Here is a 15183-nt window from a genome sequence, read left to right as displayed (position 1 = left end):
GGTGTAAGCGCCATGGATGGCGCGCCCAAGCCTCCAGGGACGGATTCACGGCGTCCCCCGCAACCGGACCCACCCTGCCATCCCACGGAATGCCGCTGTTGCTTCAGCTGTTGCTGTTGCCCTGGCTTCGGCAGGTGCAGGGCGCAGCCCTGCCGAACCCCTTACACTCCAGAAGGATTTCCCTGCTGGAGAGAGCAATGAAACGAGTGGTACTGGGCGTGCTGGCCCTGTCGGTGTCGAGCGCACTGATGGCGGCCACCCCGAAATTCGATGGCGCGCGGATCTCCGCCGACGTCAAGGAACTGGCCTCCGACGCCTACGAAGGCCGCTCCCCGGCCACCGCCGGCGAAGAGAAGACCATCGCCTTCCTCAGCAAGCAGTTCGCCGACGCCGGCCTGCAGCCGGGCGGCGACCTCAAGGACGGCAAGCGCCTGTGGACCCAGGCGGTGCCGCTGCGCAAGGGCGACATCGTCGGCGCACCGCAGCTGGCGCTGCACCAGGGCGGCAAGACCGTTGCGCTGGAACAGGGCAAGCAGATCGCCGTGCGCGCGGCCATGAACGGCGCCAGCAACGTCGACATCAGCAAGGCCCCGCTGGTGTTCCTCGGCTACGGCGTGAAGGCCCCGGAGCGCAACTGGGATGACTTCAAGGGCGTGGACCTGAAGGGCAAGATCGCCGTCGTGCTGATCAATGACCCGGACTTCGAGACCGGCCAGGGTGATTTCGACGGCAAGGGCATGACCTACTACGGCCGTTGGACCTACAAGTACGAAGAAGGCGCCCGCCAGGGCGCGCTGGGCGTGCTGATCGTGCACGAGACCGCACCGGCGTCGTACGGCTGGGCCACCGTGGCCGGTTCCAACACCAACACCATGTTCGATGTGGTGCGCGACAACCCGGCCGACAGCCACCCGCTGCTGGAAGGCTGGATCCAGCGCGACCTGGCCGTGGAGCTGTTCCGCTCGGCCGGGCAGGACTTCGAGGCGCTGAAGAAGAAGGCGCAGCAGCGCGACTTCACCCCGGTGCCGCTGACCGGCGCCAGCCTGGACGCGAAGTACGCGGTGAAGACCGAGGTGATCACCTCGCACAACGTGGCCGCACGCCTGGAAGGCAGCAGCCACCCGGACGAGACCCTCGTCTACAGCGCGCACTGGGATCACATCGGCGTGGGCGAGCCCGACGCACGTGGCGACCGGATCTTCAATGGCGCTCTGGACAACGCCAGTGGCACCGCATCGCTGATCGAACTGGCCCGTGGCTTCGCCAAGGCCAAGCGCCCGCAGCGTTCGCTGCTGTTCCTGGCGGTCACCGCCGAGGAAAAGGGCCTGCTGGGTTCGGAGTACTACGCCACCCATCCGCTGTATCCACTGGAAAAGACCGTGGCGGTGATCAACATGGATGGCATGGCGCCGTTCGGGCCGTCGCGTGATTTCGGCATCTACGGTGCCGCGCGCTTCGAGCTGCTGGACCAGCTGAAGGACGTGGCCAAGGGCTGGGATATCCGCTACACGCCGGACCCGAAGCCGGAAGCGGGCCTGTTCTTCCGCTCCGATCACTTCCCGTTCGCCAAGCGTGGCGTGCCGGCGCTGTCCTGGTCGGCCGGCCAGGACTGGGTGGACGGTGGCGTGGCCGCAGGCAAGAAGGCCTCTGAGGACTACACCGCCAAGCGCTACCACCAGCAGGGCGACGAGTGGCAGCCGGACTGGGTGTTCGCCGGTGCCGCCCGCGACCTGGAAGTGCTGTACACGCTGGGCAACCAGCTGGCCAACTCGCGCAGCTGGCCGAACTGGAGCAAGGACGAATCGTTCCGCGCCGTGCGTGACGCCAGCGCCGACCAGCGCAAATAAGGCAACGCGCCGGGCTTGCCCGGCGCCTCCCGGGTAGTGCCGGCCGTGGGCCGCCAACCCTGTGTTGCTTGCGTAGATAATGGTGGGCCGGCCAGCGGCCGGCTCTACCAGAATGGCTTCCATCCCCGCTTTCCGGCCCTTCGTCGCAACCCGCTTGTTTGCCCGGCGGGCCGCCCTATGCTCGGCTCACCCCCTTCCTCCAAGGCGCCGCCGTGTTCGCCAGCCTCTCTCTCCTGCTTCGTCACCTGCTGGCCTGGGCTGCGGCGCTGTTTGTCGCCGGCATGGTCTGGAGCGGCATCTTCAGCGGCATGAACGATGGCCCTGGCTGGATCTTCGGCCTGCTGGCGATGTTCCTGATGATTTCCGCGCTGGGCAGCGCGATTACCCATGTACGCCGCGTCTGGCTGGTCGCCGGCCGGCTGGATTCGACCACGCTCTCCGGCCGCCAGCGCCGCCAGGTGGAACTGCCGATGGATGCCGGCCAGGCATTCTCGGTGGTGGAAGCGGCCATCGCTGAACTGCCGCGCGTTGAAGACGTGGAAAGTTCGGCCGGCAGCCTGCAGGTGCGGGCCTACGTGCGCCGCGTGGATGCCTGGAACGGCCGCCAGCCATCGCGCTGGAACCTGCCGGCACGGCTGGCGATCAAGCGCAACAGCGTGCTGGCGACGGTCACGCCGGGGCAGGGCACCAGTACCGTCACCCTGTTGTTTGAGCCGGATGCCGGCTGGTGGGCCGACCTGCTGGCACTGGATGAGGGCAGCAACTTCGAGAACGCCGAAGCGGTCACCCGCGCGATCAGCCGCCGTGTTGCCGACCAGCGTCGCGACGAGCAGGCCGCGGCTGAGCAGACCCAGGTGGAAAAGGAGCTGTCGGTGGCCCGGTTGAACCTGCTGCATGCGCAGGTGGAACCGCACTTCCTCTACAACACGCTGGCCAACGCGCAGGTGCTGACCCGCACCGACCCGGCACGTGCCGACCAGATGCTGGGCCACCTGATCCAGTACCTGCGCAGCTCGTTGCCACAGGTGGACGAATCGCTGTCCACGCTGGGCGTGGAGCTGGAGCGCACCCGTGCCTACCTGGAGATCCTGCGTATCCGCATGGGCGCACGGCTGGGGGTGGAAGTGCAGGTACCGAACGAACTGCACGGCGTGCAGCTGCCGGCGATGGCGCTGCAGACGCTGGTGGAGAACGCGATCAAGCATGGCCTGGAACCGAAGCCCGGCGGTGGCACGATCTGGATCCTGGCGCGTGGCTTCGATGACCATGTAACGGTGACGGTGGCCGACGATGGCCTCGGCTTCGGCCAGGGCACCAGCGGTACCGGCATCGGCCTGAAGAACCTGCGCGAGCGCCTGCGCCTGACCTGCGGCGAACAGGCCGGCGTGGCGATCGTCGCCAACTTCCCCAGCGGCGTGGCCGCGACCATGACCCTGCCGCAGTCGAGCAAGGAGCGCAGCCATGCCGCTTGAGGCGCTCATTGCCGAAGACGAGGAACTGCTGCGGCAGTCGCTGGTCGAGCAGCTGGGCCGGTTGTGGCCGGACCTGAAGCTGGTGGCCGAGTGCGAGGATGGCGCCAGTGCGCTGGAACAGCTGGCCGAGAAACAGCCGGACATCGCCTTCCTCGATATCCGCATGCCCGGCATCAGTGGCATTGAAGTGGCCCGTTCGCTGTCCGAACTGAGCCCGCGCACCCAGGTGGTGTTCGTTACCGCCTACGACCAGTACGCCATCGACGCGTTCGAGCAGGGTGCGATGGACTACCTGCTGAAGCCGGTCAGCGATGAGCGCCTGCTGGCCACGCGCGAACGCATCCTGTCGCGGCTGCCATCAACGCGCCAGGACGATGCCGTACTCGAACGCCTGCTTCAGCGCCTGGGGCCGTCGCAGAGGGCGGCAGAGCGCCCGCCCTTGGCCTGGATCACCGCCAGCAACGGCCGCGAGACGCAGCTGATCATGCTGGAAGACGTGGCCTATTTCCGTGCTGACAACAAGTACACCACCGTGATGACCGCGGCCGGTGAGAGCCTGCTGCGCACACCGTTGCGCGAGCTGCTGGAAGTGCTCGATCCGCAGCACTTCCGCCAGATCCATCGCTCGACCATCGTCAACATGAAGGCGGTGGCAGCGGTCAGCCGCGACGATACCGGGCGCGGGGTGCTGCGCCTGCGTGGGCGTACGGAGACGCTGGTGGTCAGCCAACCCTTCATGAGCCTGTTCCGCGGCATGTAGCCGCACCCTGGAGGCACCATGCGCCTGTTCCTGTTTGCCTGCGTTACTGCGCTGTCGTTGGCCGGCTGCGAGAAGTCCAGCGAAACCTCGATCACCCGTACCAATGCCAACGGCGTGGACACGCTGTACAGCAAACGCACCGTGGTCGATGGCGAGGCGCGGTTCCAGTGCATCGCCAGCAGCAGTGGCCACTGCCACTACGTGGTGCTGGACCCTGCATGCAGCAGCGGGGCCGCGTGTGCCACGCCGCCGTTGCGTCGGTTCGCGGTGGCGGTGGGAAAGACCGAGACGATGCGTGACCTGCCCAGGGGCTTCCACCAATGCGTCAGCCAGGACCCGATAGAACAATGCCACCGTGAGTGATCACGGTGGCATTGTGGGCCCCCCCGCTTCCCTGAAGGATCAGTAGGCAGGTTGCAGTGTCAGGTCGTGGTGGTGCTCGTTCTCACCCACATGGTTCAGGCGGCCGACCAGTTCTGAGTGCTGCTTCATGCGCCCGATCTCGGTCATGATGCGGATGTCCTCATGGCGCAGCTCGCGCTTGGCAGTGACGGCCTGCTTGTAGTCCAGCACTTCCGGGTAGTGCTCGGCCAGGTCCAGTGCCTCGGCCACGTTCTCGACGCTGTCGGCCTTGGAGCTGATGCGGGCGCGGCTGTTGAAGGCCTTCATCCAACGCTCGAAACCGGCGGTGCGGTCGAACATGTTGGCCATGAACCAGATCACGAACAGGATCGAGATCCATGAGCCGAACACCACGACCACGCGGGTGAAGGTGATGTGGTAATCGTCGCGCCACAGGTAGTTGGTGATCAGCCCGAGGATCAGCAGCGAGGCCGCCTGCCAGCCGACGATCGAGGCGATCAGCCATTGGCACTTGGCCTGAGCCAGCACAGCCACTTCATCGCGGATCTGCTGCTCGCTGAGGCTGCGCCAGTGCGCGACCTGTTTTTCGAACGGGCTGCTGTAGAGCTCGTTGTCGCGAAGCAGTAGTCCCAAACCCTTGAACAAAGCAATCATGGCTGGCTCCTTGTGGAACGTGCGTCGATCAGCGTTGGACGGTGTGGCCGGTTCAGTTCTAGCACTTCCAGCGAGCCGTGCAATGGGCGCAATGCCTAGCGGCGTAAGGGTTTTGTCTGAATGGGTGAATGTTGCTGCATCGCAACATCATGGTCGCAGCCTGCGACAGGATGTCGCAGGGTGAAACGTGCTGCGGCTGCACATGAAACCGTGGCTGAGCGCGGAGGCTCGCCGTCGGCGTCGTGATCGCCCAGAATCGGGGCCGACCGCGCAACCTGCGGCCGCTCTTCCGCCTTTCCTGGACCTGTGATGCCGGCTCTGCTGCAGCGACTTTCCCGCCCCGTGACCGCGCCTATCCGGCGCTGGGTACTGGAGGCCTTCCCGCGTGGCCAGAGCGGCATCGATTACGACCACCCGCTGGGAGACCCGGGCTGGTTCGGCCCCGACAGCGTCACCTGGCGCCTGCATGCGGAATTCCCCTCGATGCTGGCCGGTGGCCTGTGTGCGCTGATGCTGCAGACCCTGCACCCGCGCGCGCTGGCCGGCGTCTACGACCACTCCAATTTCCGCCAGGACCTGGTGGGACGCCTGCGCCGCACCACCGCCTTCGTTGCCGGCACCAGCTATGCGCCCCGCGGCGAGGTGGAGGCGCTTGTGGCCAAGGTACGCCGCATCCATGCGCAGATCCGCGGCCAGACCGCGCAGGGGGAGCCCTATGCGGCGGACGATCCGCAGCTGCTGACCTGGGTGCACGTGACCGAAGCCTTCGGTTTCCTGCAGGGCTTCCGTCGTTACGGGCGCGAGGTGCCGGCGCACATCGCCGATCGCTATTACGACGAGTACCGCCGCGTGGCCGAAGCGCTGGGTGCGGTGGATGTGCCGCGCAGCGAAGCGGAAGTGGCGGCGTACTTCTGCGCGCGGCAGCCGGAACTGCGCGTCGACGAACGCTCGCGCGAAGTGCTGGAGGTGTTGTCCGGCGTGCGCCTGCCGGTACCGGTGCCGGGTCTGTCGCGCGAAGTGTTCCTCGGCGCCGGTGCGGCGCTGCTGCCGGATTGGGCCGAGGGCATGCTGGAACGCAATGCGCGCCAGCGCGCACAGGCTGCAGCGTCGGCGAAGCTGATGCAGGGCATGGCGCCGCTGTTCCGCCGCGCGCTGCCCGATGGCCTCGCCAGCCGCGCCTGCACGCGCGTGGGCGTGCCGGTGGATGTACTGCGCGAGTGGCCCACCGTTCCCCGGTAGGTGCCAACCTTGGTTGGCACGCGTTTCGCGCGGTGTCGCAGAAGCGCCAACCAAGGTTGGCCTCTACCAGAGCGGATTCCGCAGTAGATCCACGCCATGCGTGGATGGGCGTTACCCGGCCGACTTCAACCCACGCAACAGCATCTCCAGCGCCGCCGTCGCCTGCTGCAGGCGCGCGTCGCCATCCTCGCCCTCGGCGATCCAGAACGCGGCCTCGGCCAGGCTGCCGTAGATCAGCGACGCCATCGCCTGCGCATCCACCGGCGCCACCGCACCCTCGGCAATCAGCTGCTCGATCAGGCGCTGCATCGAGTTCACGCAGTGCCGCTGCGATTCCGGTGAGGCGCCACCGAGTACCGCGCGCGCATCGCGCAGCACGATGCGCTGGATCTCCGGCTCCAGTGCCATCTCCAGATAGGCGCGGCAACGCTGCACGAAGCCGTCCCAGGCATCATCCGCGCCATCGCTGATCGCCTGCAGGCGCAGGTCGGTCTCGGCATCGAGCTGGGCGACGACAGCCGCCAGCAGACCCTTCTTGTCGCCGAAGTGGTGGTACAGCGCGCCGCGGGTCAGCCCGGCCTGGGCGGTCAGGTCGTCCATCGAGGTGGCGGCATAGCCATGCGCGCTGAACACCCGGCGGGCGGTGGTCAGCAGGGTGGCGCGGGTTTCTTCCATCTCGGCGCGGGTGCGACGAACCATCCGGAGCTCCTTACATACACAGTGCATGATTATTTACATACGGCACGTATGAATGTAGCCTCTTATTCATACGCTCTGTATGTATTGTCGTGGCGCTCGGTGCGCCAGGCAAGTCGCTGCCCTGGAGATCCTGATGGCCACCCCCTATCGCGACCTGTTCGCTGCCCCCGGCACCGCCGGCCTCGCCCTGGCCGGGCTGCTGGCACGCCTTCCTCTACCGATGACCGGTATCGGCATCATCACCCTGCTGTCCCAGCTGCGCGGCAGCTATGCACTGGCCGGTGCGGTGTCGGCCACCTTCGTGCTGACCTACGCGTTGCTGTCGCCGCAGGTATCGCGCTGGGTCGACCGGCGCGGGCAGGGCAGGGTGCTGCCGTGGGCCACCGCGGCCAGTGCGGCGGGGTTGCTGTTGCTGCTTGCGTGCACGCTGCTGGCCGCGCCGGACTGGACGCTGTTCATTGCGGCGATGCTGGCCGGTTGCATGCCCAGCGTGTCGGCGATGGTGCGCGCGCGCTGGACCGCGATCCATCACGGGCGCCCGCAGCTGCAGACCGCGTATTCGCTGGAGACCGTGTTCGACGAGGTGACCTTCATCGCCGGGCCACCGTTGTCCGTCGGGTTGTCGGTGGCGGTATGGCCGCAGGCCGGCGTGCTGGCCGCCGCCCTGCTGCTGGTGCTCGGGGTGACCGCACTGGTTCTGCAACGCGGTACCGAACCACCGCTGCAGCGCTGCGAAGGCGCAACACCCTCGCGCTCGCTGCTGCGGCAAGCGGAGATCCGCCTGCTGGCGTTGCTGATGCTGGCGATGGGTGTGATTGTCGGTACCGTCGACATCACCAGCGTGGCCTTCGCCGAACAGCGCGGGCAGCCACTGGCTGCCAGTTGGGTGCTGTCGGCCTATGCGCTGGGCAGCTGCGCGGCGGGCCTGCTGTTTGGTGCGCAGAAGCTGCAGATCCCGTTGCCGCGCCTGTTGCTGACCGGAGCAGCGGCCACTGCATTGGCCACGCTACCGCTGCTGTGGGTCGGCAGCCTGCCTGCCCTGGCCGTTGCCGTGCTGCTGGCCGGGGTGTTCTTCGCGCCGACGATGATCGTTGCGATGTCGCTGGTCGAACAGTACGTGCCCGAATCGCGCCTGACCGAAGGCATGACCTGGTTGCTGGCCGGATTGAACATCGGCGTGGCGCTGGGCGCGGCACTGTCCGGGCAGGGTGTCGATGCGGGGGGCGTGCGCAGCGGTTTTGCTGTTGCGCTGGTGGCAGGCGGTGGCGTGCTGCTGTTCGCCGTGCTCGCGCAACGTGCACTGCGCCCGTCTGCCTCGACCACATCCCCTGAAGGAATCGTCCCGTGAGCGCTTCATCGCCTGCGCACGCCGCGACTGTGCCTCGTCATCCGTGGTGGTCGGTTTCCGCCGTCGGCCTCGCCACGTTCTCGGTGGTCACCACCGAAATGCTGCCGGTCGGCCTGCTGACCCCGATCGCCGAAGATCTCGGCGCGTCCACCGGCACCGCCGGCCTGATGATCTCGCTGCCGGCCCTGCTGGCGGCAGTGTTCGCACCGCTGGTGGTGATCGCAGCCGGTGGCATTGATCGCCGTCGCATCCTGTGCGCGCTGCTTGCGCTCCTGCTGGTCGCCAACCTCGCGTCGGCGCTGGCACCGGGCATCGGCTGGCTGTTGGCCGCACGGGTGCTGGTGGGGTTCTGCATGGGCGGCATCTGGGCCATCGCCGGCGGTCTGGCTGCGCGCCTGGTGCCGGCTGACCGCATCGGCCTGGCTACCTCGATCATCTTCGGCGGCGTGGCCGCAGCGTCGGTGCTGGGCGTTCCGTTGGGCGCGCTGATCGGGGATGCATTGGGTTGGCGCAGCGCCTTTGCAGCGATGGCGTTGTTCAGTGCGGCGGTGATGCTGCTGCATCTGCGGGTGGTTCCTGCGTTACCTGTAAGTACATCGGTGCGGCTGCGGCAGTTCGTGCAGCAGCTTGGCCAGCGCGACCTGCGGCGTGGCCTGTGGCTGACCGTGCTGCTGGTGTCCGGGCACTTCATCGCCTTCACCTACGTGCGGCCGCTGCTGACGTCCGTCTCGGGCGTGGAGGCGTCGTGGATCGGTGCACTGTTGTTTGCCTACGGCCTGGCCGGCATCGCCGGCAACTTCATTGCCGGGCCGCTGGCAGCGCGCCATCCGCGCGGTACGTTGCTGGCGATCGCATCGGGCCTGCTGCTGACGCCGCTGCTGTTGCTGTGGCTGGGGGGCACGCCGAGCGGTGGCATTGCGGTGCTGCTGCTATGGGGCCTGGCCTATGGCGGCGTATCGGTGGGCCTGATGAGCTGGATGATGAAGGCGCTGCCGCAGGCCGTGGAGATCGCCACCGCGCTGTACGTTGGTGTGTTCAATGTGGGCATCGCGCTCGGGGCGTGGGGCGGTGGCCGGCTGCTGGATGGCATGGGCCTGCATGCGAATCTGTGGGTTGCCGCGGTGTTGGCTGCGAGCGCTCTGCTGATGGTTGCCACCACCCGCCGGTAGATCCACTCCATGCGTGGATTCCTACCCCGTGCCGACCAAGGTCGGCACCCACCAGAGCCGGGACATGTGCCGACCAAGGTTGGCACCCATCAGAGCGGGGTATTTGCCAACCAAGGTTGGCAGCTACCAGGGCGGGGCATGTGCCAACCAAGGTTGGCAGCTACCGGGAAATGAAACGGGCGCCTTTCGGCGCCCGTTCCGGTTACATCACCACACCTTGACCCGCTTGTCCGGGGCCAGGTACAGCTTCTGGCCTTCCTTCACTTCGAACGCCGGGTACCAGGCGTCGATGTTGCGCACGGTGAGTGCGCGGAACTGGCCCGGTGCATGCACATCGGTCAGCAGCGAGTTGCGCAGCGCCTGCTCGCGGCTCTTGCTGCGCCACGCCTGGGCGAAGCCGAGGAAGAAGCGCTGGTCGGGGGTGAAGCCTTCCAGGGTCTGGCCCGGCTTGCCCTGCAGCGACAGCTGGTAGGCATCGTAGGCGGTACCCAGGCCAGCCACGTCGGCGATGTTCTCGCCCAGGGTCAGCTTGCCGTTCACATGCACGCCCGGGAACGGCTCGTAGCTGCTGAACTGTGCGGCCAGCGCATCACCAGCGGCGTTGAACTGCTTCAGGTCTTCAGCGGTCCACCAGTTGTGCAGCTTGCCGGTCTCGTCGAACAGCGCACCGGCGTTGTCGAAGCCGTGGCTGATCTCGTGGCCGATCACTGCGCCGATGGCGCCGTAGTTCACCGCGTCGTCGGCAGCACCGTCGAAGAACGGCGGCTGCAGGATCGCGGCCGGGAACACCAGGCGGTTCTCCAGCGGCACGTTCATCGCGTTGATGGTCTGCGGCAGCATCGCCCACTCGCTGTGGTCGACCGCCTTGCCCAGCTTGGCGATGTTGCGCTGGTACTCGAACAGTTCGGCGCGCTGCGCATTGCCCAGCGCGTCATCGCGGCGGATCTCCAGGCCGGTGTAATCACGCCACTTTTCCGGGTAACCCATGCCCACGGTCAGGCCGGCCACCTTGGCCTTGGCGCTGGCCTTGGTCTGCGGCGACATCCACGCGAGCGCGTCGATGCGCTTGGCGAAGGCGGCGATGATGTTCTTCGCCATCTCGTCCGCGCGTTCCTTGGTCTTGGCGTCGAAGTGCTTCTCTACGTAACGCTTGCCGATCGCTTCGCCGATGGCATGGTTGGCGTCGTCCACTGCACGCTTCCAGCGGTCGCTCTGCTGCGGGGTGCCGCTCAGCGCGGTGCCATGGAAGGCGAAGCGGGCATCGGCGAACTTCTTCGGCAGGTAGGCAGCGGCGCGGTCCAGCGCGTGGAAGGCCAGGTAATCCTTCCAGACATCCAGCGGCTCGGTGGCGACCAGCTTGGACAGGCCGGCCACGGCCTTGGGTTGCCAGACGATGAAGTCCTGCTGCTTGCCCAGCGCAGCCGCGTCGAGGAAGGCGTTCCAGTCCATGCCCGGTGCCTTGGCATTGAAGTCGGCCTGGGTCCAGGGGTTGGCACCCTTGGTCACGTCGTTGGTTTCTTCCTGGGTGGCGTGTGCCTGCGCGATCTTGGTCTCCAGCGCGAGGATGCGCTGCGCCTTGCCGGCCGGGTCGGCAACGCCGGCCAGCTGCAGCATCTGTGCGATGTAGGCCTGGTACTGCTTGCGCAGTTCGGCCATGCGGCCACCCCCCAGGTAGAAATCGCGGTCGGGCATGCCCAGGCCGCCCTGCACCAGGTAGGGTGCGTTGCGGTCCGGCTGCAGCAGGTCCACCGACACCCACAGGCCGAACAGGCGGTCGGTGTAGAAGTTGGTCGCATTGAGCAGGTCGACGTCGGCGCGCATCTCGCCGCCCAGGGCTCGGGCCAACCCGGCCTTGTCGGCGATCGCATCGATGGCCTTCAGCTGCGGCTGCACCGGCGCGATGCCGTGCTGCTCGATGCCGGCTTCGTCCATGTAGGCGGCGTAGTAGTCGCCGATCAGCTTGTCGTCACCGCTGGCCTGGGTGTTGCCGGCGGCGCCTTCGAGAATGGCGCGGGTGTCGGCCAGGGTCTTCTCGGCGATGACGTTGAAGCTGCCGAAGCGCGAGCGGTCGGCCGGGATCTCGGTGTTCTTCACCCAGGTGCCGTTGGCGAAGCCGAAGAAATCATCGCCGGCGTTGATGCTGCGGTCCATGCCGCTGGCATCGAAGCCGAAGCTGCCCAGCATCGGCTTGGCGGCCGCAGGTGCGGCATCGGCAGGCGCGGCGGTGCCGGCAGCCGGATCGGCCGGGCGGTCGCAGGCGGCCAGGGACAGGCTGGCAACGATGGCCAGTGCCAGGGTGGGACGGCGCAGCTTGGACATGGACTTCTCTTGCAGCGGAAAACCCCAAGTCTAATCCGCTCCGCCCCGGCTGGCCCTCCCGTAGTGCCGCCCGCCCTGTGCGGGATCTGGCTGAACGCGCGGAAGCGATCTTCACGCCGTCACCGGTGTGGTGCATGCTGGCCTCAGGAGCCCTGCGCGGACACGGGGAGGTGGCCATGCAGGGGCGGGTCAGGCGTCAAGAATGGCGTCCGCCGGCCGTTGAGGTCGGGGATGTGGAGGATTCGTTCGCGCATGAAGCCAGCCGACTGCACAAGGAAGACCAACCGATGCCCGCGCTGAAACGGGCGTTGGCCCGGCCGCTGCGCGCCATTACCTGGGGCGGGGTGTTGCTGGGCATTCTGCTGGTGGCCGGGTTGACCACCATGTTGGCCAACGACCATCACCGCCGGCTGGAGGCCGCACAGCGCCAGAGCCGTGCACTGGCGGTGGGCAGCGAGCGCCTGCTGGCGCTGGAGCTGCGCAACCTGGAGCGGGCGATGTCCGGCATCGCCGCCGATGCCGTTGAAGTGTTCCGCAGCGTGCCCGCGCAGGCGCCGGCGCTGCTTGATGCCTCCATCGGCGGCGTGCTGCGCCGGCATGCCGAGCTGCACAGCATCGTGGTGCTGGACAGCTATGGCCGCGCCCTGACGGCCGGCAAAGGTGACCTGAACCTGCCGCTGTGGACCGATCCGCAACGCCGTGGCCAGGGCAGCGCGCTGTACATCGGCCCGCCGCAGCGTGCCAGCGACGACGGCTGGGTGGTGCCGCTGGCGCTGCCGATGGCCGGCGACCGCTGGCTGCTGGCACGGCTGCGCTGCGGCGAACTGCAGCGCATCATCGGTGGCCTCGATGTCGGTCCGAACGGACTGGTCTCGATCAGCGATGCCGAAGGTTACATGCTGGCCCGCGTGCCGGACCCGCATGGTACGGTCGGCCGTCGCTACGACCTGCCGCGCCGCGATCTGCTCGGCAAGCAGGCGGTGGTCGAGCTGGGCAGCCTGCCGGGCGCGGTGGATGGCGTGCCCCGCATCATCACCATCAGCACGCTGGAGCGCAGCCCGCTGGCGGTGCAGGTCGGGTTGGCCGATGAGGACGTGCTGGCACCCTGGTGGCCCTACCTGCAGGCGTCAGTAGCGATCGTGCTGGCCTACGTCGGGGTGCTGCTGGTCCTGCTGTACGCGGTGCGCCGCAGCACCCGCCGCCAGCAGTCGATGGCGGAGGAACTGAAGACCGGGCATGCCGAACTGCGCCTGGCCCACCAGGTCGGGCGCGTCTGCACCTGGTACGTGGACGAGGATGCCGCACTGTTGCGCTGGTCACCGCTGGCGCGTGAAATCTTCGGCGTGCAGACCGATGCGCTGCCGGTGGCCGATTTCTTCGCGCGCGTGCATCGTGATGATGCGGCGCGCCTGCAGCAGGCCTTCGACCAGGCCTTCGCCGGTGGCGCGGTGCTCGACCAGGTGTTCCGCCTGGTACTGCCCGGAGGCGCAGTGCGCTGGGTGGGCGCACGCGGGCAGCGGGTGGAGGTGGCCGACAGCGAGCGCCGCATGATCGGTGCCCTGACCGACCTGAGCGAACGCTACCAGGCCCGCGAGCAGATGAGCGAAGTGGAACGCCGCTTCCGCCTGTTGTTCGACCGCAATCCAGCACCGTTCTGGGTGTTCGATCCGGATACGCTGCGCTTCATCGAGGTCAACGATGCCGCCGTGCGCCAGTACGGCTACAGCCGCGAGGAATTCCTGGCGATGAGCATCCTCGACATCCGCCCGCGCGAAGGCTGGGACGAGGTGAAGGGTGCGATCGCCAAGGCCCGTGTCGGCGAGCTGCAGGATGCCACCGTGCGCCTGCACCGGCGCAAGGACGGCAGTGTGTTCGAAGTGCGCGCACACCTGTCCAGGCTCGATTTCGATGGCCAGCCCGCCTGCCTGGTGCTGGCCGAGGATGTGAGCGAACGGCTGGCCTACGAGCGCGACCTGGCCTACCAGGCGCGGCACAACCCGGCCACCGGCCTGCTCAACGTGCGCGCGCTGACCGAACAGCTGGACGAGCACGATGCGGGCTACACCATTGCGTTCGTGCAGTTGCGCGGCCTGCAGCTGGTGGCCGACACGCTGGGCCGCGAGATCGGCGATGCGGTGCTGCAGTCGATGGCGACCCGGCTTGGTGGCCTGGGCGCGCGCTGCGGCACGCTGGCGTTCCAGCCGGCGGAGGACTTCGTGTTCGCCATCGGTGCCGAGCACGATACCCAGCGCGTGCTGGACGACCTGCTGCAGATCGTGTCGGCGCCGATGCGCGGCAAGGATTCGCTGCACCAGTTCGAGCCGCGCATCGGCGTGGCCGTGCACATTGCCGGCGACGGCCACAGCGCCGAGCAGGTGATCGGCATGGCCGCACAGGCCGCGCATGCCGCGCGCGCCGAAGGCAATGTGGTGGTCTGGTTCGACGCGGCGGTGACCACGCGGTTGGCCGATCGCCTGCGCCTGGCCGGACGCATCCACGCCGCCATCGACAACGAGTTCCAGCTGTATTTCCAGCCGATCCGGCACGCCAGCGATGGCAGTCCGGCCGCGCTGGAGGCCCTGCTGCGCTGGCCGCAGGCCGATGGCAGCTTCATCCCGCCCAACGAGTTCATCCAGCTGTGTGAGGACACCGGGCTGATCCTGGCACTGGGGCGCTGGGTGATCCGTGCGGCGGCGAAGGCGCAGCGCCGGCTGGTCGAGGCCGGTTGGGGCGAGCTGCCGATCGCGGTCAATGTATCGGCGGTGCAGTTCTTCAACAGCGATCTGGTGGCCGAGTTCACCCGCGCGCAGCAGGAGTTCGGCCTGGCCCGCGGCGCGCTGCACGTGGAGCTGACCGAGAGCAGCCTGATGCGCAAGCCGGCGCAGGCGATGCAGACCATGCAACGCCTGCACGAGCAGGGCATCAGCGTGTCGCTGGATGACTTCGGTACCGGCTATTCCAGCATGTCCTACCTGCAGCACCTGCCATTGGACATCCTGAAGATCGACCGCAGCTTCGTCGCCGACGTGGAAACCAATCCGCGCAATGCCTCGATCTGCCGCGCGCTGCTGTCGCTGGGCCACAGCATGGGGCTGACCATCATCGCCGAAGGCGTGGAGACGCCCGGACAGCTGGACTGGCTGGCTGCGCACGGCTGCGACCAGGTGCAGGGTTACCTGCTTGGGCGGCCGGCGCCGCTGGAACGGATCATCGAGGCGCTGGATGAGGTTGCCGCCTAAGTGGTAGTGGCCGCCCCTGGCCCGCCATAGCCCCCGACCCGGATGTTGAGGATTTGCCGGCCACCGCCCGCCCA

General features: G+C 67.6%; 11 protein-coding genes. 8 read left to right on the top strand and 3 right to left on the bottom strand.

The genetic code is table 11. From position 1 onward, the window contains the following. Positions 1-197: 197 nt before the first annotated feature. The 4 genes from ABE423_RS18725 (at position 198) to ABE423_RS18710 (ending at position 4442) form a co-directional block, all read left to right on the top strand. Positions 198-1847, top strand: a complete 1650-nt coding sequence (locus ABE423_RS18725) for a M28 family metallopeptidase (protein ID WP_346487126.1) — start codon at positions 198-200, stop codon at positions 1845-1847. 212 nt (positions 1848-2059) lie between these two features. Next, complete coding sequence (locus tag ABE423_RS18720) at positions 2060-3319, top strand: histidine kinase (protein WP_010484138.1); 1260 nt, start codon at positions 2060-2062, stop codon at positions 3317-3319. Next, positions 3309-4079, top strand: a complete 771-nt coding sequence (locus ABE423_RS18715) for a LytTR family DNA-binding domain-containing protein (protein WP_032128763.1) — start codon at positions 3309-3311, stop codon at positions 4077-4079. Before ABE423_RS18720 ends, ABE423_RS18715 begins: the two co-directional genes overlap by 11 nt. Before the next feature lie 18 nt (positions 4080-4097). Continuing rightward, the gene (locus ABE423_RS18710; RefSeq protein WP_293796151.1) at positions 4098-4442 is read left to right on the top strand and encodes a hypothetical protein; all 345 of its coding nucleotides are present in this window, start codon (positions 4098-4100) and stop codon (positions 4440-4442) included. 39 nt (positions 4443-4481) lie between these two features. On the opposite strand, the gene ABE423_RS18705 is transcribed toward ABE423_RS18710, so the two are convergent. Beyond that, entirely contained in the window at positions 4482-5096 is a 615-nt protein-coding gene (locus ABE423_RS18705) for a hypothetical protein (RefSeq protein ID WP_032128761.1), read from the bottom strand. 309 nt (positions 5097-5405) lie between these two features. Here ABE423_RS18705 and ABE423_RS18700 point away from each other — a divergent pair, with 309 nt between their 5' ends. Further along, positions 5406-6335 (top strand): oxygenase MpaB family protein, encoded by a 930-nt coding sequence (locus tag ABE423_RS18700; RefSeq protein ID WP_346487123.1) that lies wholly within the window; start codon positions 5406-5408, stop codon positions 6333-6335. Positions 6336-6446: 111 nt separating this feature from the next. Here ABE423_RS18700 and ABE423_RS18695 read toward each other — a convergent pair whose 3' ends face one another. Further along, positions 6447-7034 (bottom strand): TetR family transcriptional regulator, encoded by a 588-nt coding sequence (locus tag ABE423_RS18695; RefSeq protein ID WP_180837550.1) that lies wholly within the window; start codon positions 7032-7034, stop codon positions 6447-6449. A 133-nt stretch (positions 7035-7167) separates the two neighbouring features. On the opposite strand from ABE423_RS18695, the gene ABE423_RS18690 reads away from it, so the two are divergent. After that, positions 7168-8382: an MFS transporter gene (locus tag ABE423_RS18690; RefSeq protein WP_180837551.1), complete on the top strand. Its 1215-nt coding sequence runs from the start codon at positions 7168-7170 to the stop codon at positions 8380-8382. Continuing rightward, on the top strand, positions 8379-9551 hold the full coding sequence (locus ABE423_RS18685) for an MFS transporter (protein WP_180837552.1): 1173 nt from the start codon (positions 8379-8381) through the stop codon (positions 9549-9551). Before ABE423_RS18690 ends, ABE423_RS18685 begins: the two co-directional genes overlap by 4 nt. Positions 9552-9758: 207 nt before the next feature. On the opposite strand, the gene ABE423_RS18680 is transcribed toward ABE423_RS18685, so the two are convergent. Continuing rightward, positions 9759-11870 carry a M13 family metallopeptidase gene (locus ABE423_RS18680; RefSeq protein ID WP_180837553.1) on the bottom strand — a complete coding sequence of 704 codons (2112 nt, stop codon included), beginning with the start codon at positions 11868-11870 and terminating at the stop codon, positions 9759-9761. Between the two features lie 176 nt (positions 11871-12046). Between ABE423_RS18680 and ABE423_RS18675 the strand changes: the two genes are divergently transcribed. Then, positions 12047-15109, top strand: a complete 3063-nt coding sequence (locus ABE423_RS18675; protein ID WP_180837597.1) for an EAL domain-containing protein — start codon at positions 12047-12049, stop codon at positions 15107-15109. The last annotated feature ends 74 nt before the right edge of the window (positions 15110-15183 follow it).

Source organism: Stenotrophomonas sp. TWI1409, from assembly GCF_039673015.1.
In the GTDB taxonomy this organism is placed as follows: domain Bacteria; phylum Pseudomonadota; class Gammaproteobacteria; order Xanthomonadales; family Xanthomonadaceae; genus Stenotrophomonas; species Stenotrophomonas maltophilia_A.
This window is presented reverse-complemented; position numbering and strand designations above follow the sequence as displayed.

Bases quoted from the DNA above. Each gene is read 5' to 3' on its own strand.
- ABE423_RS18705 (WP_032128761.1), bottom strand. From the start codon at position 5,096: ATGATTGCTTTGTTCAAGGGTTTGGGACTACTGCTTCGCGACAACGAG.
- ABE423_RS18725 (WP_346487126.1), top strand. From the start codon at position 198: ATGAAACGAGTGGTACTGGGCGTGCTGGCCCTGTCGGTGTCGAGCGCA.
- ABE423_RS18695 (WP_180837550.1), bottom strand. From the start codon at position 7,034: ATGGTTCGTCGCACCCGCGCCGAGATGGAAGAAACCCGCGCCACCCTG.
- ABE423_RS18715 (WP_032128763.1), top strand. From the start codon at position 3,309: ATGCCGCTTGAGGCGCTCATTGCCGAAGACGAGGAACTGCTGCGGCAG.
- ABE423_RS18710 (WP_293796151.1), top strand. From the start codon at position 4,098: ATGCGCCTGTTCCTGTTTGCCTGCGTTACTGCGCTGTCGTTGGCCGGC.
- ABE423_RS18680 (WP_180837553.1), bottom strand. From the start codon at position 11,870: ATGTCCAAGCTGCGCCGTCCCACCCTGGCACTGGCCATCGTTGCCAGC.
- ABE423_RS18675 (WP_180837597.1), top strand. From the start codon at position 12,047: ATGCAGGGGCGGGTCAGGCGTCAAGAATGGCGTCCGCCGGCCGTTGAG.
- ABE423_RS18700 (WP_346487123.1), top strand. From the start codon at position 5,406: ATGCCGGCTCTGCTGCAGCGACTTTCCCGCCCCGTGACCGCGCCTATC.
- ABE423_RS18690 (WP_180837551.1), top strand. From the start codon at position 7,168: ATGGCCACCCCCTATCGCGACCTGTTCGCTGCCCCCGGCACCGCCGGC.